At 60.4% G+C, this 20,882-nt stretch carries 11 protein-coding genes; 1 reads left to right on the top strand and 10 read right to left on the bottom strand.

The window, feature by feature from the left end:
- Nucleotides 1-26: 26 nt before the first annotated feature.
- On the top strand, nucleotides 27-5,204 hold the full coding sequence (locus PA598K_RS02655) for an S-layer homology domain-containing protein (protein WP_128655368.1): 5,178 nt from the start codon (nucleotides 27-29) through the stop codon (nucleotides 5,202-5,204).
- 109 nt (nucleotides 5,205-5,313) lie between these two features.
- Here PA598K_RS02655 and PA598K_RS02650 read toward each other — a convergent pair whose 3' ends face one another.
- The 10 genes from PA598K_RS02650 to PA598K_RS02605 all read right to left on the bottom strand — a co-directional run bounded on the left by PA598K_RS02650 (nucleotide 5,314) and on the right by PA598K_RS02605 (nucleotide 20,871).
- A complete protein-coding gene (locus PA598K_RS02650; protein WP_128655367.1) occupies nucleotides 5,314-5,916 on the bottom strand; it encodes an SGNH/GDSL hydrolase family protein in 603 nt (200 codons plus the stop codon).
- Nucleotides 5,917-6,003: 87 nt separating this feature from the next.
- A complete protein-coding gene (locus tag PA598K_RS02645; protein WP_185601469.1) occupies nucleotides 6,004-7,593 on the bottom strand; it encodes an extracellular solute-binding protein in 1,590 nt (529 codons plus the stop codon).
- A gap of 66 nt (nucleotides 7,594-7,659) precedes the next feature.
- The gene (locus PA598K_RS02640; protein ID WP_128655365.1) at nucleotides 7,660-8,538 is read right to left on the bottom strand and encodes a carbohydrate ABC transporter permease; all 879 of its coding nucleotides are present in this window, start codon (nucleotides 8,536-8,538) and stop codon (nucleotides 7,660-7,662) included.
- Nucleotides 8,539-8,559: 21 nt separating this feature from the next.
- Nucleotides 8,560-9,495 (bottom strand): ABC transporter permease, encoded by a 936-nt coding sequence (locus tag PA598K_RS02635; protein ID WP_128655364.1) that lies wholly within the window; start codon nucleotides 9,493-9,495, stop codon nucleotides 8,560-8,562.
- Entirely contained in the window at nucleotides 9,476-11,260 is a 1,785-nt protein-coding gene (locus PA598K_RS02630; RefSeq protein WP_185601467.1) for a right-handed parallel beta-helix repeat-containing protein, read from the bottom strand. Before PA598K_RS02630 ends, PA598K_RS02635 begins: the two co-directional genes overlap by 20 nt.
- Nucleotides 11,261-11,506: 246 nt before the next feature.
- Nucleotides 11,507-14,305: a family 16 glycoside hydrolase gene (locus PA598K_RS02625; protein WP_185601465.1), complete on the bottom strand. Its 2,799-nt coding sequence runs from the start codon at nucleotides 14,303-14,305 to the stop codon at nucleotides 11,507-11,509.
- Between the two features lie 61 nt (nucleotides 14,306-14,366).
- Complete coding sequence (locus tag PA598K_RS02620; RefSeq protein ID WP_128655361.1) at nucleotides 14,367-15,908, bottom strand: response regulator; 1,542 nt, start codon at nucleotides 15,906-15,908, stop codon at nucleotides 14,367-14,369.
- Nucleotides 15,901-17,706 (bottom strand): cache domain-containing sensor histidine kinase, encoded by a 1,806-nt coding sequence (locus PA598K_RS02615; RefSeq protein ID WP_185601463.1) that lies wholly within the window; start codon nucleotides 17,704-17,706, stop codon nucleotides 15,901-15,903. The genes PA598K_RS02620 and PA598K_RS02615 overlap by 8 nt, the downstream gene beginning before the upstream one ends.
- Before the next feature lie 128 nt (nucleotides 17,707-17,834).
- Nucleotides 17,835-19,124, bottom strand: coding sequence for a mechanosensitive ion channel family protein (locus PA598K_RS02610; protein ID WP_128655359.1), 1,290 nt, complete (start codon nucleotides 19,122-19,124; stop codon nucleotides 17,835-17,837).
- An 88-nt stretch (nucleotides 19,125-19,212) separates the two neighbouring features.
- A complete protein-coding gene (locus PA598K_RS02605; RefSeq protein WP_128655358.1) occupies nucleotides 19,213-20,871 on the bottom strand; it encodes an extracellular solute-binding protein in 1,659 nt (552 codons plus the stop codon).
- Nucleotides 20,872-20,882: the final 11 nt, after the last annotated feature.

Below are 20,882 nucleotides of genomic sequence, written 5' to 3'. Positions count from 1 at the left end.
ACACTCACAAGGGAGGATCTACATCTATGAGGAGCTGGATTCACAACCGCCTGCTGATGGCTGCGCTCGCCTGTCTGATCGCCGCCGCCAGCCTGCCGCTGCCGCTGGGACAATCTGTCGCCCAGGCAGCAGGACTGCTGCTGCAGGATACATTCGAGAGCGGGACGTCGGGCGCCTGGACCGTCGACAGCGGACAATGGCAGATCGAGGAGGGCGATAGCCCGATCTTGTTCGCAGAGAACTTCGAGTCTGGAAGCGCTGACAAATGGACCCGCAACGGCGGTACCTGGTCTGCGGTCACCGACAATGGCTCGATCGCCTATCGGCAGAGCGCTGGAGGCGCATCCGAGCTGGTCGCAGGCGACACGGCCTGGAGCGACTATGTGCTCGAAGCCGATGTCCGTCTGATCAGCGGCGCTGGAGCGATGCTGAATTTCCGTTATCAGGACAGCCAGCGCTTCTACTATCTGTATATGAGCGAGCACTATATCCGTCTCATGAAGCAGAAGCCCGACGGTCAGGACTGGATCACCGCTTATGACGGTCCATCGCTCGGCGCGAACGCCAATGTACGGATCAAGGTCGAAGCGACCGGCAACACGTACCGTATCTATCGCAACGACGAACTGGTCATCTCCGTCAGCGACGACAACAGCCCGTATCTGACCGGCAAGATCGCGCTCGCGTCGTGGGACAGCTCGGTCCAATACGACAATATCGAGGTAGTCGAGACCGGCGCCAATCATGTCTATGCCCAGACGGATGCGGACGGAGGCATAGCCCATGCCGGACAGGCCTCGTGGAATCACTATGCCATGCAGTCTTATATGAAGCTGCAGAGCATCGACTCGGAAGGCGCAGTCGGCATCATGGTGCGCCGCCAGAGCTCCGGCGACGGCTATTGGCTCCGTTACGATGCAGGCACACAGTCCGTACAGCTCGTCAAGCGCAGCGGCGCGACCGACGAGGTGCTGGATCAAGCGCCATTCAATATGATGCCGAATCGCGGCTACCAGTGGAGTGCTGTAGCGGCAGGCAGCAAGCTGTCGCTCCAGATCGACGGTGTGAAGCTGCTCGAGGCGACCGACAGCTCGTATGCCTCTGGCGCGGTCGCTCTGGTAACGGAGGGCGCTATCGCCGCCTATGACAATGTCACCGTCGAGCGCGTGACCGTCCCCGTCGAGTCGGAGGGCAATACGACGTATTACGTCAGCGCCTCAGGCGGCGACGATGACAATGACGGCTTGTCGCCTGAGGCGCCATGGCAGTCGCTGAGCAAGGTGAACAACGGCGTATTCCGCGCTGGCGATAGCATCCTGCTGCAGGCCGGCGATCAATGGGACGAGCCGCTCGTGCTGCGCGGCTCCGGCGAGCCGGGCAAGCCGATCACGGTCGGCGCCTATGGCGATGGCGTCAAGCCGATCATCCGCTGGAATGCTCCGAACGGCGGCAGCGTCGTCACTGGTCACAATCTCAGTCACTGGGTCATCGACGGCCTCTCGGTCCACATCGTCGCCTCTGCGGGGCAATCGTGGAGCAATATCACCGTCGGCATCCAGTTGCTCTATGACAATGCCAAGCTGTACGAGGATGTCCAGATCATCAACAATGACGTGTACAGCGATACGTATGACAGCAATACCAACGGCATCATGATCTCCGCCTCCGTGCCCGGCACCGACGGCAAGGAGGTCGCGCGCGATCTGACGATCGCAGGCAATACCGTCCATGATGTCGCCTGGTACGGCATCACGACGACCGGCTGGGATATCGAGCGCAACGAGGAGCTCCGCTCGCAGTTACTGTACGGCAATGTCCAGGTCATCGGCAACGAGGTATATCGGACGGCCAGCCAGGGCATCGTCATCCAGAATGCCCATGACTCGGCAATCGAACGCAATGTCGTGCGCGAGGGCGGTCTCGGCAACGATACGTGGGGGCCGGGCGGCCTCTGGTTCATCGCCTCGCGAGACTCGGTCATCCGCTTCAACGAGGTGTACGGGATGAAGGACGCCTCCTCCGGCTACGACGGCGCAGGCATCAACGTCGACTGGTACTGCGACAACATCCTCGTCCAGTACAACTACGCGCACGGCAATAAAGGCAACGGCATGACTACGATGAGCAATAACGGGGCCAAAATCATCCAAAATCGCGTCGAGGGCAACCAGGCGCTCCAGTCCAATGGCCGCGGACAAATCGCGCTCGGCAACTTCACAGGCCGTCCGGATCTGTCGACCGGCCTGCACAATGTCGCGGTGAGCGGCAACATGATCATCGTCGATGTCGACGGCACCGGCGCAGTCAATACCGCGCTTAACCCGCATGGCACCTGGACAGGCAACTCGATTACGGACAACCATATCGTCGTCCGCTCGCAGCAACCGCACACCGATCTGTTCAGCATCGCCGCCGGCACAGCGGTGAAGACCATCGACGGCAACCGGATCTATAGTCCGCAAGCCGCCTTTGGCTCCACGCTGCATGGCACGGTCTACACATCGCTATCCGCCTGGCAACAGGCTACCGGCTACGACGCCGCTTCGGTCGTCTACCCGCTCGCAGACGGCGCGCCATCTGCGCCGCGCGCAGTGACGACAGCCGTCGACGGCTCCATCCGGCTGAGCTGGACAGCGCCTGCCGAGCCGGGACCTGGCGTAGCGCATTACAACATCTACCGGAGCACGCAGCCGAGCTTCGAGCTGACCTACGCCCAGATGATCGGCGAGGCGTCCGGCACCTCCTTCGAGGACCGCGAGAGCTTGGAGCCGAATACACGCTACTATTATGTCGTCGAGGCTGAAGGGAACAACGGACGCTTCGGCGAAGCGTCGGAACTCGCCAGCGCGACGACGGGCGACGTCGTGCCGACGATCGACAGACCGACCCGAGTCAGCTTCCTGGCACCGCGCGACGGCGACTATATCACGACAGCCGCCCTGCAGACGCGTCCCTATCTGTCTGGCCTCGAAGAGATCGAGCGCGTAGAGCTGCATGTGGATGGACGGCTGGCTCGCCAACTGACCTCCGCTCCTTATGCCGCCACGCTGGATGGATTGGCCAACGGCGAGCACAAGCTCCTCTACCGTGTCTATGATCGGGAGGGACGGATGCACGAGTCGGAGACGATCACGATCGAGAAGCAGTCGCGAGCGCTCAGAAGCGTACGCGCCGCTGCCGCACCCGTCATCGACGGCCAGAGCAACGACTGGGCTGTCGACGCCCCTGGCTTCCGCCTCGACCAGCGCGAGCACGTGAGGGAGATCCAGTCGGGCTTCATCCAGAGCTGGACGGCCGACAAGCTGCGCGTCCAGGGCGCAACCGCCTGGGATGCGGACAACCTCTATCTGTTCGCCGAAGTTGTCGAGGACACGCATCACCTGCCGATCACGACAGCCGCCGACCTATGGAAGGGCTCCAGCCTCCAGCTCGCGATCGATCCCGATCGCAGCGGCAAGCCGGGCGCGCAGGGCTACACCGAGCTTGCCTTCGGACTGACCGATGGCGGTCAAGCGCTCGCCTATCGCTACCATGCGATAGCCGGCCGTTCTGCCGGCGACTTCACAGCCGGGGAGGTGGCGATCGTCCGCGACGAAGCGAGCCATACGACGCGCTACGAGCTAGCGATCCCTTGGGACGAGCTGCTGCCCGGGGACGCAACGATCGCAGAGCGCGCCGAGCTCGGCATCTCGCTGCTGGCCAACTACAGCGACGGCACGGTGCTCAATCCGACATCCTCCGACGCCCGCAATGGCTGGATCGAATACAATAGCGGAATCGGCGCAGGCAAAGCGCCGGAGCTGTTCGGCTATCTGCTGCCGATGAACAGCCGCTTCGCCGCTCCGCAAGCAAGCGGCAGCGCAGCCGGCTCCTCCGCGCTCTCGCTGACGTGGGCAGCTGTAGACGGCGCAACCGGCTATACCGTGCGTTATGGTACGACGAGCGGCGTCTATAGCGCCGCCATCGATGCCCGGGACACCCACGGGCAGACGCTTAGCGGCCTGCAGCCGTCGCAACGCTATTACGTCGTCGTCGAGGCGTACAACGGCTACGGCGAGCTCAGTGTCTCGGCCGAGCTGCAACTCTCGACGACCTCAGGCTCCACCGGTCCGATCATCGACTACGGCGGCACGGGCAATACGGGCACCCCTGGCGGCACCGACACCGAGGAGCCAGGCACAGAAGGCCAGAGCGAGACGACGACCCGCACGCTGCCGCTCGCAGAGTGGGATCAGCGCGACGCGGTGACGCTGGAGCTCGGAGCAGCCACCCTGCGACTCGAGCCTGCGCTGCTGCGCAAGCTGCTCGCTGACAGCTCTGCAGACGGGGCATCCTTGATCGTAACGGCTAAGTCGCTAGACGATCGCGCCGCTGCCGTACCTCAGCAGCAAGGGCATGCCCGCCTGAGAGCGGCTGCCGCTCCTCTGGAGATCAAGCTCCAGCTGAGGAGGGGCGACGGCACGCAAGCGCCGATCGCAGCGGCCCCTGGCGAAGCGACGCTGAGCTTGACCTACGACGCCAACGACGTCAACGCCGCATGGCTGGGCGTCTACATGCTGGAGTCAGATAGCGGACAGTGGGTCTATGTCGGCGGCCTGACAGACGCAGCAGACATGACTGTACACGCCTCATTCGCAGGCGACGGCTATTATGCGATCCTGGAGTACCAGGCTGTCTTCGGCGACCTGACGGAGCAACACTGGGCCGCAACGGCGATCACCGCGCTGGCTGCCCGACAGATTGTGCGAGGGGACGACGAGGGACGCTTCCTTCCGAATGGTGAGGTCACGCGCGCCGAGTTCACCGCACTGCTGGCACGGGCGTTGTCATTGCCGGCCGGGGACGCCACGTTCACTGATGTCGCGACGGACGCATGGTATGCCGAGCCGATCGCTGCTGTTACTGCTGCGGGCATCCTCACCGGACGCGGCGACGGGCGATTCGCACCGCAAGAGCGGATCACGCGCGCCGAGATGGCGGCGATCATCGCACGCGCGCTCCAGCTAGAGACAGCGCCTGACAGCGCTGGCTACACCGACGCGAGCGACATCCCGGCGTGGGCCCAGTCGTATGTGGCCGCAGCCACCGCATCCGGCCTTATGCAAGGCCGGGCAGACGGCTCCTTCGCTCCGCGAGCCTACGCCAGCCGCGCCGAAGCCGCGCAGTTGATCTATAACCTGCTGTCGTACGCCAGCAGAGACTAGTGGATTGAATCAGTATTAAACGGACGATCCGCTCATCATGAAAAGGGCCGCTTCGCCCGACAAGGACCCATAAGGTCGATGTCGGGGAAGCGGCCCTTCTCTGTCCTATCTAGAGCGCCCCGTAAGCCTCCAGCCAGTTACGTGCGATCAGCCAGTTGCCTGTGGAGTTCATGTGCACCTGATCATAGGTGAGCGTCTTGCCTTGCTGCCGCCGTAGATAGCTCTGGAAACTGCGATTTTGCGGCACCAGTACCGCGTCATAGCGAGCGGCGATCTCGCGGATCGCCTCGTTGTACGGCGTCAGGCGCTCATTTTTGCCATCCTCGGGATCCTCAGAGATGATCGTCGTCTCCATGAGCACGAGCGCAGCTCCGGTAGCTTGCTTCGTCTCCGTCAGCAGCTCCTCGTACAGTCGTACATACTCCGCGATCGGCACCTGCTTCCACTCGTCGTTGATGCCGATCGACACGGTCAATACATCGGGCTGCAGCGCGATCACATCCTCCTGCCAGCGCGCGCGCAGATCGACGATCGTCTCGCCGCTGACGCCGCGATTATACCAGCGAGGCGTCCAGGCTGGCCGGCTGACATACAGGTAGTCGCGGATCATCCGGACATATCCGCCGCCTAGCCCCTCCTGATCCTCCGTCCGTCCGCAATCCGTAATACTGTCGCCGATGAACACCAGGCTTTGCTTATCTTCAAGCTTCATCTCATGCTTCCTCCTCTGTTCTCTATAAGCCAAAACTCCGGAGCTGAACCGCCAGGTTCTTCTCCGGAGTCGGCAAGGGGCAAGGCGCTATTGTCGGCCTTCCGCTTCCGCTTGCTTGTTCGTCTCTTCGATATATTGCTCGCCGCCCTTGGCCAGCCAATCCGACTTAAACTTCTCAAAACTGGCGGAGATATCTCCCGAGTTCACGATCATGTTGACGATCTCCTGATTGACCAGATCCGTCAGTTGATTGGGGATCGCCGGATCAAGCGCCTCCGGGCTAATATTCAGATAGGCGAGCGGGTTCGGCACCGCATAATCGCCGGTCGACTTGGTCAGCGCGACGATATCCTCTTTGTTCGGCGTCGTGTCCGGCAGGAAGTCGGTGTTCCAGGAGACGAGCCCCTTCAGCATAAAGGCTTTGTCCTTGGCGCGCTCCTCATCGGACATGATTGGCTTCAGTGTATCGCCATCCTTCTCGTAATGAACGCCTTCGACGCCGTTCAGCAGCAGATCCTGGCCCTCGTCCGAGAGCAGGTAATCGAGCAGCTCCAGCGCCTTTTGGCGCTTCTCCTCCGGCAGGTCGCTCTTGATTGAGGTGACGCACCAGAAGTTGTTGAAGCCGTCCATCCGCTGCTTGCCTGTCGTTCCCTCGAGCGTACCGACCCATGTAAAGATCGACTTCGGATCCTTATCCGGGTAAGCCTGCTCCATCTTGCTGTAGAGGTCGTTATATAACGTCACATTGGCGTTATGCACGATCATGCCGACCTTGCCGGTGACGAACTTCTCGATTTTCTTGTCATCGGTGTTCAGCATGAATTCAGGGTCCATCGTCTTGTTGGCGTACATGTCGTTCAGGAACTGGACCGCCTGCTTTGTCTCGTCCGAGATAACCTCAGGCATCCATTTGCCGTCCTTTTTCTCCCAGCGATCCGTGCTCGTATCGAAGGCGTTGAAGATCGGGTATTGCCACCAGACGCCGCCAGAGCTGGACGTATAGCCGTAAGTGTCCTTCTTGCCATTTTGGTCAGGGTCGTCATTGGCGAACGCTTCCGCGACCGTCTTGAACTCCTCGATCGTCTTCGGAACCTCCAGACCCAAGGTGTCCAGCCAGTCCTTGCGGATCAGGATGTTGTGCCCGCTGACCGCCGTTTTGTCGCTGCCAGCTTCATTATAGATCGGCAACGAATAGTGGATGCCGTCCGTCGCCTTTGCCAGCGCTTCGAAGTTGGCTAACGACTGGGCGATGTTCGGATATTGGTCGGTATAGTCGGAGAGCGGCAGCAGCATGCCTTCCTTGATCCACTGGCGATATTGGACCGGCCGGTCGATGCCGTAGGAGATGAACACGTCAGGCATCTCGCCAGAGGCGATCATGACGTTCAGCTTTTCCTCCCAGTCATTCCAAGACGCCGTCAGCGGCTTCAGCTTAATGTTCAGCTTCTCTTGCAGCTTCTGGTAGATGACCGATTCAGGAGCATTCGCTCCCTCGAACATCCAGCTGAATACCGACAGCTCGACCGGCGCAGCCTGCTGCTCTCCGCTCTCTGTTTGGGTAGGCTCTCCGGCCGGCTTCGCATTTTCATTCGCGTTACCGCAGGCGGACAGCACGCTGACGGATGCGAATACCGTCAACAGCGTCATCATCCATTTCTTATTTCCTGTGTTAGACATGCTTTTTCCTCTCCTTGTATGCATCAGTTTAACAAGCCCCCGTACTGCTGTACAACCATCCGTCGACTAGCTTTTGATCGAGCCGATCATCACCCCTTTCACGAAGTGCTTTTGGATGAACGGATAGACGAGGATGATCGGTACGACCGAGACGACGACGACGGCGTTTTTGATCGTGTCCCCGAGCATGAACTCCTCGCTTACAAAGCTGCCGCCCCGGGTCAGCTCCATATTGTTGTTGATCAGGATATCGCGCAGCACCATCGCCAGCGGCCATAGCTCCTTGTCATTGAGGAACAGCATCGGCGTATACCAGTTGTTCCACTGCCCTACCGCGATGAACAGGCCGATCGTCGCCAGCGCAGGCACGGACAAGGGCAGGATGATGCGGAAGAAGATCGTCATATACCCGGCTCCGTCGATCTTCGCCGACTCCTCCAGCTCCAGCGGGATGTTCTGGAAGAAGGTCTTGAGCACGATCATGTTGTACGTGCTGATCGCCGCCGGGACGATCATGACCGCCAGGCTGTTGACCATGCCCAGGCTCTTGATGAGCAGATAGTAAGGGATCAGGCCGCCGCCAAAAAACATCGTAAAAATAATATAGATGAAGATCCATGTGCGCCCCGGCAAGTCCTGCTTGATCAGCGGGTATGCGGTAATCGCCGTAATGAACAGCTGATACAGCATGCCCGCTACTGTGACGAGGACCGAGATCAGCAACGCGCCGACGAGCGTGTCCTTGGAAAATACGTAGCGATACGCCTCGAAGGTTGGCTGCTTCGGGAACAGATGAATAACGGAACGAATCGATTCCTCGTAAGGCATGAGCGAGCCGACCAGCACATGCCAGAAGGGATATAGCGTGGCGAGCGCCAGTCCCAGCAAAAACAACCCATTGGCGGCATCAAACAGCATGCCCGATATACTTTTGGATCTGACCATAGCCTGCTTCTCTCCTCTCTCCTAATAAATGCCTTGTCCGCCAATGCGCTTGGCAGCGCCATTGACGAGGACCAGCAGCACGAAATTGATCAGGTTCAGGAACAGGCCAATCGCTGTCGCCATACTGTATTCGCCTTGCGTCAGACCGATCCGATAGACATAGGTGTCGATGACGTCGCCGCTCTCGTACACCATCGTGTTGTACAGGTTAAACACCTGATCGAAGCCGCCGTTCATCATACTGCCGAAGTTGAGGATGAGCAGGATCGAGATGATCGGCAGCAGACTCGGCAGCGTGATGTGCAGCACTTGCTTGAAACGATTGGCCCCGTCGACCGTCGCCGCCTCGTACAGATCCGGGTTGATGCCAGAGAGCGCCGCGAGATAGATGATCGTCCCCCAGCCGACCTCCTTCCAGATGCCGGAGACGACGAGCAGTGGCCGGAACATGCTGTTGCTCGTCAGGAAGTTCACCGGGTCGCCGCCGAACGTCACGATCAGCTTGTTGACCAGCCCTTCATTGGAGAGCAAGCTGAACATGATGCCGGCGATCGTCACCCAGGAGATAAAGTGAGGCAGGTAGACGATCGTCTGGATCGAACGCTTGAACAGGCGATGGCGCACTTCATTGAGCAAGATGGCCAGCACGATCGGCGCCGGGAATCCGAAGACGAGCCGCAACAAGTTAATTTCGATCGTATTGCGGAATACTTGCCAGAACTTCTCCGTCGCGAACAATCGCTCGAAATGATCAAAGCCGACCCACGGGCTGCCAAGGATACCCTTGGTCACCCAGAACTCCTTGAAAGCGATCGAAGCGCCGTAAATCGGAATGTAATGAAAGATAAACAGAAAGACGATGGTCGGCAGCAGCATGATATAGAGCATCTTGTACTTGACCATTCGCCGCCATACATCGCTGCCGGCTCCGGCGCGGTTACCCGTGTTGGCTTGCATCTCGTCCGCCCCTCTCCTGCAGTCCATGATTGCCGTATATTCGGACATTGCTTACGGTATCGGCGTCCAGCCAGATCCCCTCATCGCTTGGCGGCAGCAGGGAGAGCGCCGTATTGTCCGCGATATCGACGTCCCGGCAGTGGCTGGCCATCAGCGTTCCCTTGTACAGCTCTCGATGCTTGACGCTGTTCTCGTCCCCCTCCTCGTCGCGCTTCGGCGGACCGGCGTTCGGGTTAAGGAAGACATTGCCGGATATCCTCACCCGCTCGCAAGAGGAGAGGAAGATCGCTTGCTGCGGGCAGTCGACGATCGTATTGTCCTCGATCGCGATATCGCGGAAGATCGGATAGGCGGTGCGCCCCTGCGGCAGATAGACGCCCATGTAGATAACCGCCATATACCAGTGGTTGACATCGCAGCTCTCGATCCGATTGTACCGGATCGTCAGTCCCTCCACCCCGTAGCCCTCCGCCCAGCGCGACTCTGCGCCGCACTCGATCTGGATAGCCGGCCCCTGCGTCCGATGGAAGCGATTATGCTCGACCAGGCCGTGCGAGGCATGGAGCAGCACGCCGCGCGCGCGATTGTCGTGGAACAGATTGTGACGGACGATATAGCGGCCCGAATCGTAGCGGCGATTGAACAGGATCGCATCCGCCGGCAGCTCCTCCGGCAGCTCGCGGTCGAAGCGCAGCGTGCAGCCGCTCTCGTCCCAGACCGCTTGGGCGACCGTGGCCGTACAGCCTGTAGGCGACAGGTCCGGATAGCGGAATTCGATCGGATCGCCCGCGTCGAACGGATTGCGCCAAGAGAATACCGTTGCTAGCCGCAGCTCGCTTGCCCCGAGCCTTCGGAATCCCTGGACCGAATTGTCGTGGACGTTGAGCCCGTCGTCGCCATTGCCGCCGAACTGGCAATGCTCCATCCGGAAGCTGCCCAGCGAGTTGCTGATATGACATCCATCCGCCGTCGCCGAGATGCAGCGCGTCGTGCCCGGCCGCTTGAGCAGTCGGCAACGCTGGAGCTGCCAATGATGCTGCGCGCCGGTCGAGACGAAGGCATGCCCGGGCGCGCTGTATACCGTCACGTCCTCCAGTGTCAGATGCGCATTGGCATGCAGCTCGAAGGCTGGCGCGTCGTACACATAATGTCGGACGATGTAGACCTGGCCGGGGGCCAGGAAGCCAAAGCCGCCCTCATCCGGCAAGGGGATGCGAACCGTCTGATCCGCCAGGATCGTCGGTTGGCCCAGCCCCTTCCCGCCGAACTCATGTCCGAGCGGGCAGCCAGGCGTCATCGTCCGCGCGTTCATCGGATTGAAGCCTCGCAGTTCCAGCCCTTCCGGCAAAGTGTTGTGCTCCGGGAAGCGCATCTCGAACCATGCGCCTGCCGGATCGACCTGTGCCACGACGCCGATGCTGGCGAGCGGCCGATGCGTCCAGTCCCAATCGACCGTCAGCCCCCTCACCTCGATCCGCTCGCAGTGGCGAATCGCGATGAAGGCCTCTGGCGTTCGGTACACAAACTCGGCTCCACCCCCCTCGAGCGTAAAGTCCTTTAGACCCTCCAATACCGGGTGGTGTCCCGCCCCAAAGCGATATACGCCTGGCGAGATATAGAGCGCATCCGCCCCCAACTGCTTGCACGCCTCGATTGCCTGCTGCAGCGCAGCGCCGTTGCAATCCTGACCCGGGTGCATGCCGTACGCCTCAGCCTGGAGCGTCTGTCCTGTGCGCTGCACCGGTTTTTGTATGGTGATGTCCATGAAACCCTCCTGCCGACGCCTTGTTGCCTCGCGTCCCTTTCGTTTGATTTCATTGTGCCATAGCCGCTCGGGACGTCCCATGTGCTCAGTACGGGAGTTTGGTTGTCTTTTGTTACGGGCTTCCAGCTGCGAGACGATGAGCGCATCATAAAAAGCCCTCTTCATCGATTGCGCGACGAAAAGGGCTTTGCTTCGTATGAGGGTCTAGTCTATGTTGGGTCTAGCTTCGCGTCGGGTCTGGCTTCGCTAAAGCGCCTCGACCACGATATTATCGAACTGGGCGTCAGAGCGGTACGTCTCGAGGGCAATCCGGCCCTTGCGGTAGGTGCTGTCCTCCGCGCTCAGCTGCAGCGCCCCGTCGATATACAGCTCGATGGCGCTGCCTCGGACGCGCACCTCGACCCGATAGGCCGTACCGGTCGAGATGGCATACGGCTTGGAGGCCAGCTCCGTCTGCACGCCGCCGACGACCTTTTTGATGGCGATGCCATGCACATCGCTTAGATAGACGAGGTATTTGTTGGCCTCATCCTGCACCCGTACGTTCAGGTTGGCGAAGCCGCCTGCGCTGTCCGTGGCGATCAGCTTCACATCCGCTGCCAGCCGGTAATTGCTCCACCAGCCCGAGCCCGTCGTCGTCCAGCCTGCCGGAGCCCCGGATTGGCGATACACCGCTCCGGTTACCTCGGTCGCCGGAGCCCAGGAGCCGGAGTGCGCCGTCCACCTGGCCGCGCCTCGCTCGAACGTCTCCCTCATCAGGTAACGCTCCGTGTACGTCACGGAGGGGTCCCAATAGACGGTATCGTACATGCCGTTGCCGCGCTGATTGACGATGAACCGCAGCTTGTCCCCTGCGAGGACATCAAGCGTCAGCGCTGGCGAAGCGACAGGCGTGCCGTAGACGACCAACTGTCCGCCCGATGCAGGCCATACCTGCGTATCGTTAAGCATGATCCGCGCGAGTACGCCATCCGCGCCGGGACCGTCGCCCACCATCTGGATCTGGCCGTTGGCGCCGAGCGTCACCCGGCCGTCCGCAGGGGCGGTCCAGGTCCGCACAGCATCGCGGCTGTCCGGCGCTTGCATATTGCGGCCGACGCCGAGATACGTACCGCCATCGCGCCACATGCTCCATGGCGCGTACACGCTGCCGATCGGCGCATAGCCGCTGCCGTTCCACAGCTCGTACTGCCAGATCGGTCCTTGCGCGATCAGGCCGAAGCCCTCGGACGCCTGGTAGCGCAGCGGCGCTGCGGAGATCGCTCCGGTCGTCGCGCTGCCGCCGGATACGGCGACGCTGACGTTGCCGTTGCGATCCTCCGCCTCTACCTGGTAATAGTACGTCACGCCAGACTCCAGCTCCTGTTGATCGACGAACGTCACGCCGTCAGTCTCGCCGACCAGCGTACGGTAGGAAGGGGTGAAGGCGGGAGTCGTGGAGCGGTAGACATTGTAATGGCTAATCCCGGAGCCGCTGTCGGCTGCTGCCGTCCAGGAGAGCGAGACGCCGCCCAGCCCTGCGTTCCAAGCCGCGCTGCCAGAGCTCGGCGCGGTCGGGGCCGTCGTATCGATCGTCGCCAGCACCGTCGCCCCATCGAAGCCCGTCGCCGCTTGCCAGCTGCCGAGCGAGCCGTATGCGCTGCCATTCCGGTTCGCAGCGAAGTCCGTGCCCGAGCCGCTATAGATGCGGTTGCCGTTGATCATCTCCATCGCTGTCCCTGCTTCCAGCAGATAGACGCTGGTGCCGCTGACGCCAGGCGTCAGCACGATGTTGTTGCCGCTGAGCCAATTGCCGCTCCAGCCATCGCCCGGCGACGATTCATGGCTGTTGAACGCGCTTGTATTCGGGCGGTTGACGAGGATCAGGTTGCGCTCCATGACCAGGTTTTTGACGCCGGAGAAGCGAGCCGTATCGACAGTGAAGTCGCTGACGGCGATCTGTCCGCGTCCGATCGAGCTCAAGCCGCGATTGCCCTGCACCTTGTTGTCAGAGATGACGGAGTTCGTATGCGCCATCGTCGTGATGCCGTTGCCGATGTTGTCGTGAGCGTAGTTGTAGCGCATGACGATGTATTCGTTGGACCAGTCGATGTTCAGTCCCGAGCCGTCATGGCCGGTATTGCTGTCAGACATGTTGTACACCTCGTTGAACATCACCTCGACGTGCGAGCTTGTGATCGGCCAGATCCCGCCCGGCCCCCACGTCACGCCGCTCCCGGCATACTGGCCGCCGTCATGGACGACGTTCCACTTGAGCGCGCTATGATTGGCATTGCCCATGACGATTCCCTGATTGCCCAACTGATAGGCGGTATTGCCCGTAATCTTGACATCGCGGAAGAGCGCCGAGCTCTTCAGATTGTCGGAGAGCGTCGTATCCCAGCCGCCGGTGCCGATCGCCCGCCAGCCGAGCTGATACAGCTCGTTGTTGCGTATGCGGATATGGCGCGCCACCTCGCTATGCTTGCCTGTCGGATAAGCGGCAGAGATCATGATGCCCTCGGTGTTGGTGTCGATGCCGCCTCCACGCACCACATTGTCCTCGATGACGATATCGGACCAGTTGCCCTCGCCCTCATAATTGACGAAGATGCCCCGATTAACTCCGCCGCTGCCCAGGAGCGGCTGGGTCGTCGTACATTCGATCTCCAGTCCGGCAATGGTCCAGCCGCTCTCGCCGTCGATCCGCACGACGGCCGCGTCGGCAGAGCGGAGCAGCGGGCGGCTGCCCGTCCCGTAAGACGTCAGCGTGATCGGCTGCGACGCCGTGCCCGAGCCGTGCAGCGCGACGCTTTCGTGCCATGTATCGCCGCTCTTCAGCAGGATCCGGTCGCCCGGCTGGAACACGCGCGAGGAGACCGCAGAGAGCGTCTGCCACGGCGTAGATGGACTGGTGCCGCTGCTCGCGTCATTGCCAGTCGACGAGCTGACGTAGTAGTCGGTAGGCGCAGCCGCGTACGCTCGCGGCAATGCCCATTCCCCTGCGCCAAGCCCCCATATCATCGTAATCGTCAGCAGCAACGCTGCCCATGCTCTGTATTGCATCGTGAATCCCTCCATCACGGTTAGTAGCGTCCCGTCGCCATTGTAAGCGCTTTAGGACAGCTTAATTATGCTCGTCCTGAGGGTCCCGGGCCATGTCGTCCTGTACAAATTGTTGTTGTCGTTTGATATGGTTTTTGTAATCCAGCGGCGAGTGGCCGAGGTGTTTTTTGAACAGCTTGCTGAAGTGCGCATAATCGTCGTAGCCGACCATACGCGCGACCTCATAGAGCGAGATCTCTTGCTCGAGCAGCATCCTGGCCGCTTGCAGCCGACGATGGATCAAGTAATGGATGAAGCTCTGCCCCTTCTCTTGCTTGAACAGGTGACTGAGATAATTGGGGCTGATATAGTGCTTGCGCGCCAGCTCCTTGAGCGAGATCCGGTGGGCAAACATCAGATCGACCTCGCGCACAACCTCCTCGACGATCAGCTGCGCGGCAGGCTCCTCGTCTCTGCGACGGCTCCTCGTCTCCAGGTGCGAGGCCATGTCCTCCAGCAGCTCTCCGGCATCGCCGTAGTGCATCAGCAACTCCTGCGAGACAGCGCTGTCGCTGCCGCCTGCGAGCTCGGGCTGCAGCAGACGATCGACCGCCACGATGAATAGATGATGCAGCTCTGCCAGACCGCTGTAATGAATCGTGCCGCCAGCGAGACCGCGCCTGATCTCGATCAGCAGCGCCTTCAGCTGCTCTGGCCGATCCGCCTTGATGATCCGCTCTCGCAGATCCGGCACCGCCCGATTGATGCCAGGCTTGTATCGATGCACGCCATGGCGGCCGGTCAGCTGCGACGTATCGGCGAGCATCGCCGCCTGGTGGTAGCTCTTGCCGCTGCGGGAGGCGACTGGGCTGACCGCGCTCAGTCCGATGTCCCAGCTCTGCTGCCTGATCAAGCGGCACAGCCTGCGGTAGAGTCCGGCGACCGATCGACCATCCGGCGTCTGCGACAGACCGATCAAGTAACACCAGCGCGAGGCGCTGACGCGGCTGCGATAGGAGGGCAGCCGAGAGTCGGCGAGCAGCTCATCGAGCGGCAGCAGCCCCTCCGGCTCGAGCGCCGCCTCGGCTCTTACACAGGCGAATAGCGCGTAGGGCTGCGACGACTCGAGCGCCGTGTCCTGACGAGCCAGACCGTCCATCAGCCGTCGGATCGACTGATCCTTGCCGATGCCCTCGAGGAACCGCATCGCCTGATCCGCCTCGCGGCGGTCGATCAGCTCGCGCTCGCGCTCGCCCAGCCGCTCCTTGCACCGGACGAGCGTATCCAGCAGCTCCGTCTCGCTGACCGGCTTCAGCAGGTAGCTGAAGCAGCCTTGCTCGAGCGCCTGCTTGGCATAGGCAAAGTCGCTGTACGCGCTCATGAAGACGACCAGGGTGTCCCGCGCGATCCGTCGGGCCGACCGGAGCAGATCGAGCCCGCTCTTGCCGGGCATGCGGATATCGCTGATCACGACATCGATACGCTGTCTCCGCAGGATCGCCTCCGCCGCCTCTGCGCCAGAGACGCTGGCGATCAGTCGGAAGCCCTGCCCCTCCCAATCGATAATCTGCTCCATATCTTTCAGAATCCATGGCTCGTCGTCGACTAGCAGCAAGTTATACATGCGGTTCGTCCTCCTCTGGGTGATGTGGAATCGTGATGGTGACGACGGTACCCCGGCCCTTCCAGCTCCGAATCGCCAGTCCGTACGGCTCCCCGTAATAGATGCGGATGCGATGATGGATATTGACCAGACCGATGCTCTGGCCGAGCTGGTCCGGGTCGACGATGGCCTCGCCTCTCCCTTCGAGATAGGCGCGGATCTGCGCCAGCCGTTCGGCGCTCATGCCGCTGCCATTGTCCATCACCGCGATGCGCAGCACCCCTTCTCTCGTCTGGCGCGCCTGGACCTGGATCAGCCAGCGACCGCTCTTGCCCTCCAGCCCGTGGAACAGCGAGTTCTCCACGAGCGGCTGCAGGATCAGCTTGACGATCGCCTGGCTCCTCAGCCCGGACTCGATATCTACCCGGAAGCAGAGCCGTTGGCCAAATCGGAGTCGCTGGATCGCGATATACGTATCGAGATGCTCGAGTTCCTTGAACAGCGGCACATAGTCCTCGACCCGCGTAATATAGCGGAAGTAGGAGACGAGGTGGTCGATGGCCGAGGCGACTTCCCGCTTCGCCCCGGATAGCGACATGCCGCGTATCGAATGCAATACATTATAGAGGAAGTGCGAGTTGATCTGACGCTGCAGCCCGCTCAGACGCAGCTGCTGCTTGTCCATCTCGGTGTCGTAGAGCTGCTGCTTGGACAACATGAGGTTGTCGGTCAGCTTTTTGATCTGTTCGATCATGTTGTTGTAGTGATCCTGGATGACGGTAATCTCATTGCGGTAGCCGAATCTGAGCGCGACGTCAAAGTTGCCGCTCGCTGCGCGGTCGAAGGCATCGGCCATCTTGGTGATCGGATGCGTCAGACGAATGTTAAAGGAGATGACGACGAGAATGACGATCGCGATCATAATCGCAATAATGCCAATGAGCGTGTATTGGATGAAGCTGGCCTTCTCCAGCAGCTGATCCTTGTCGATGAGCGCCACCAGCGTCCAATCGATACTTTCAAATGGAATGATGCGGGTCAGATAGTCGGTGCCGTCCAGCCGGAGCGCCCCGGTCTGACTCGGCGGCTGCTCCTGCAGCTCTGCGGCAATCCGTGGGTAGGCCAGCTTCCCCGAGGACGCGCCGACGACCTCGCCGTCCCGATTGACGATGAACAGACTGGCCTTGTTGTCGACCCCGGCTGTCCTTAGCGTCTGGCCGATCCACTCGGTATCGAGCAGCATCACCCCGATATACAGCTGGTCGAGGTAGCGCGTCTGCTGGATCGATTTGATCTGCCGAAATGCAAGGATGCCCGCTTTGCCGCCCTGCCTCGCAAACACCGGGGAATATTCGATCCGGCTCGTCAGCTGTCCGCTTAGCTGCCGGGCACGAATATAATCCATCATCCGACTGGTCAATATTTGCCCCTCCGAGATCGTGCGGAACGACTCGCTATGGATGATGGCGAGCGACTGGACCGATCCGTCCAGGCTCATATAGCTGTTCAGATTGCGCAGCAGCGCGTCGGACTCCTGCCAGGACGGATTGGCCAGCATGATGCTCTGGACGTTGCGATTGTAAAATATCGAGCGGGAGAGCTGATCCATCCGGCCGAAGTACTCGTCGAGGCGGTCGTTGGTCTGACTGACGAACTGCTCGATGCCGGCGAGCGCATGCTGCTTCATCAGATGAATGTATGACAAATAGCCCACCGTCCCTAGCAGGAGGATGGGCAATACAGCCAAGCAAATATTCGTGACGATCATGCGGTAGCTGAGCCGGTAGTTGCGGATGTAGGATCGAATCTGTCTGAGCATGGGCGCCTCCGTCGATAGGCCTGCAGCGGAGCTGTTGTTCTCCCCATCATGGCATATTCGACGGCAAACATCCATGTCATTTCATTGGAAATCGGCATGTCTTTTGTTACGAACCCGCTGTCGGGCGACTAGCCTAGACCTTTGCCCAGCTCAGGCTTGGGCTCTAACTCTCCCTCTTGCTCCTGCACAGCCTTCATCATCTGCCGCATGTCGTGGCCGGTCGGATTTTGGAACACCCGCAGCCCGAACTCTGAGGCAACGGCCAGGATGTGATCGAAGATATCGGACTGCGCCGCCTCGTAGTTGCCCCATGCGGTATCGTTGGTGAAAGCATAGATCTCTAGCGGCAAGCCATGCTCCTCCGGCTGCAGCTGACGGACGATGCAGGTCATGCCGCGATGGATCTTCGGATGATGGTCGAGGTAATGCTGGACATAAGCCCGGAACAAGCCGATATTGGTCAGCGCGCGACCGTTGACCCGGCTGGTGCGATCGACCGCATGCTCCTCGTTGTAGCGCTCGATCTCCTCCAGCTTCCTGTCGATATACTCCTGCAGATAATGAATCTTGCGCATACGCTCCAACGTCCCGGAATCGCACATGGCGACGCTGGTCATGTCCAGATAGACCGACCGCTTGATCCGCCGACCGCCGGATGTTTGCATGCCGCGCCAGTTTTTGAAGGAATCGGAGATAAGCGCATAGGTAGGAATCGTCGTAATCGTCATATCGAAATTCCGCACCTTGACCGTATTCAGCGAGATATCGATTACGTCGCCGTCGGCGCCGTACTTCGGCATCTCGATCCAGTCCCCGACGCGCACCATATCGTTGGACGTAAGCTGCACGCCAGCGACCAGGCCCAGGATCGAGTCCTTGAAGATCAGCATGATGACCGCCGACAGCGCGCCGATGCCGCTGAGCAGGATAATCGGGCTCTGGCCGATCAGATTGGAGATGAGCAGGATACCGCCGACGATGAAGACGAAGATCTTCATCACCTGCAAGTAGCCGCGGATCGGCCGAGCCTTGGAGATCTCGAAGGTGACGTAGATGTCGTTGACCGCGTTGAGGAACGCATTGATGACGAGCAGCGCCACCACGATAAGATAGATCGCCACTCCCTTCTCGATCGACGTCTGATAGGCTGGGAAGAGCGATGCGCTAGCATAGATGATAATAGCCGGCACGATGTGCGACAGTTTGTGGAACACCTTGCGGTCGAGCATATAATTGTCCCATTTGTAGCGGTTGTTGTTCACATAATAGGCGAGGACGCGTAAGCCCACCTTCTTGGTGATGTAGTTAGCGATGATACTGAGAAGCGCGATCGCGAGCGCCATCACCCCTTGCGCCAGATAAGCAGCCGTCCGTTCCGCCACGCCCATGTCTTCAAACCAGGATTGAATAAAAAGCATGAAATCCTCCTTGTCCTTTACTCGAAGTCAGCCTCCATTATAACATTGCTGCTTCATTCGTGCAGGGAAGGGGGTATCTCTCCGACTACTACTGCAGCGCCTTCTGGAAAATCTCGATGTACCGCGTCAGGTTCAGGCCGTCGAAGCCTTTGACGTAGCTGTCCCAATCCGTATCGAGGTTTTTGCTGCCGATGATAAACTGGGCCATGTTGGATTCGACGTAATCGCGGATCGAGGTGGTCAGCTGCGCCGCTGCGTCGACGTCCTCGGCAGCGATCCAGGCCGCCGACGGGTAGGCCTCCTCCGGCGCATGCGGCTCATACAGCATCGTCGCTTGCGCTAGTCGCGTCTCGTAGCCCTTGCTGCTGAGCGGGTCCTGCGCCGCCGCGAACGAATCGCGGAATTCCTTGGACATATCCTTTGGCCCGAGTAAGGACCAGCTGTCGTTGCGGATCGTATCCTTGTCTTCCTCGATCTTGATATCCTCCGGAATGTCGAATGTGTAGCGCGCCTTCTCGCCCCAGATGTTCAGCTCGCCGTCCTGCGCCATCGCCCAGCCGAGATTCTCGATCATGCCGTACTCGCTCAGCAGCGCGCCCTCTTCGGTGAAGGCGTAATCGATAATCTTCATCGCCGCGATCGCCTGCTCCTCGCTCGCCTTGTTCGTGATGGCGAACGGGAAGGTGCTGATGCCTTGCACAATGCCCGCGTACTGCACGCCTTGCGGACCCTTGAGCGGCGGTACGGCAACCCAGTGGCGATGGCGGTCGATATCATCCTCCCAGACGTTGAGCAGGTAGCTGAGGAGCGCCGAGGAGAAGGAGCCGACGATCTCGTCGCCCTCGCGATTGCCCAACTGACTGATCGCCTGGTCGTTCTGGGTGAACGCCGCCGGGTCGATCAGACCTTCCGAGTACAGCTGGCGCATGAACGCCAGACCTTCCTTCCACTCCGGCTTGTTGGCCGCGAAGTCGACCTTGCCGTCCTTGACGAGCAGATAGCGGTCATTGTCGTTGTAGATGAAGGCATTCATCAGGTAGGCATCGATATTGCCAGCCCAGACGTTGTTTTTCGGCGCGCCGGTGAACGGGATCTCATCGGCCTGGCCATTGCCGTTCGGGTCCTGCGTCTTGAACGCCTTGAGCGCCGCATACAGCTCATCCGTTGTCGTCGGCACCTCCAGTCCCACCTCGTCCAGCCAGGCCTGGTTCATCCAGTACTTGGACGGATACGTACAGTGGTAGCACTCATTGACGCGAGGGATGCCATAGATATTGCCGTCCGGAGCCGTCATCGCTTGCGCCACGTATGGCTTGCTCTCCATGAGCGCCTTTAGATTGGGCGCGTGCTGCTCGATCAGATCATTGAGCGGGACGAAGACGCCCTGACTGCCATAGGTGAGCAGGTCGGTCGTCGTAAAACCTCCCTCGAGGAACACCTCGGGATAGTCCCCGCTCGCGAGCAGCAGCTGCCGGCGGTCGGCCAGCGCGTCTTGAGGCGCGAGGTCCCATTTGATACTGACGTTGAACTTGCTCTCGATATGCTTGGTGTAGGCGTTGTCCTGTAGCGGCGCATCCTTCTGCGGCGCGAAGAATGTGATCGCCAGCGGCGATGCGCTGCCCTTGTCGTCTTTCTCCGTTGGCGCTGTGCTGCCGCCGTTATTGCCGTTGCTGGAGCAGGCCACCACCAGCAAAGAAAGAATCATCAGCTGAACGAGCGCAAGCGTTGCTTTTTTTGTCTTTTTCAAAACGGACGCCT

Origin of the sequence: Paenibacillus sp. 598K (assembly GCF_003851045.1) — a bacterium.
GTDB lineage: Bacteria > Bacillota > Bacilli > Paenibacillales > Paenibacillaceae > Paenibacillus_D.
Note: the sequence above shows the minus strand (reverse complement) of the source record. Positions and strands in the feature narration are given on the sequence as shown.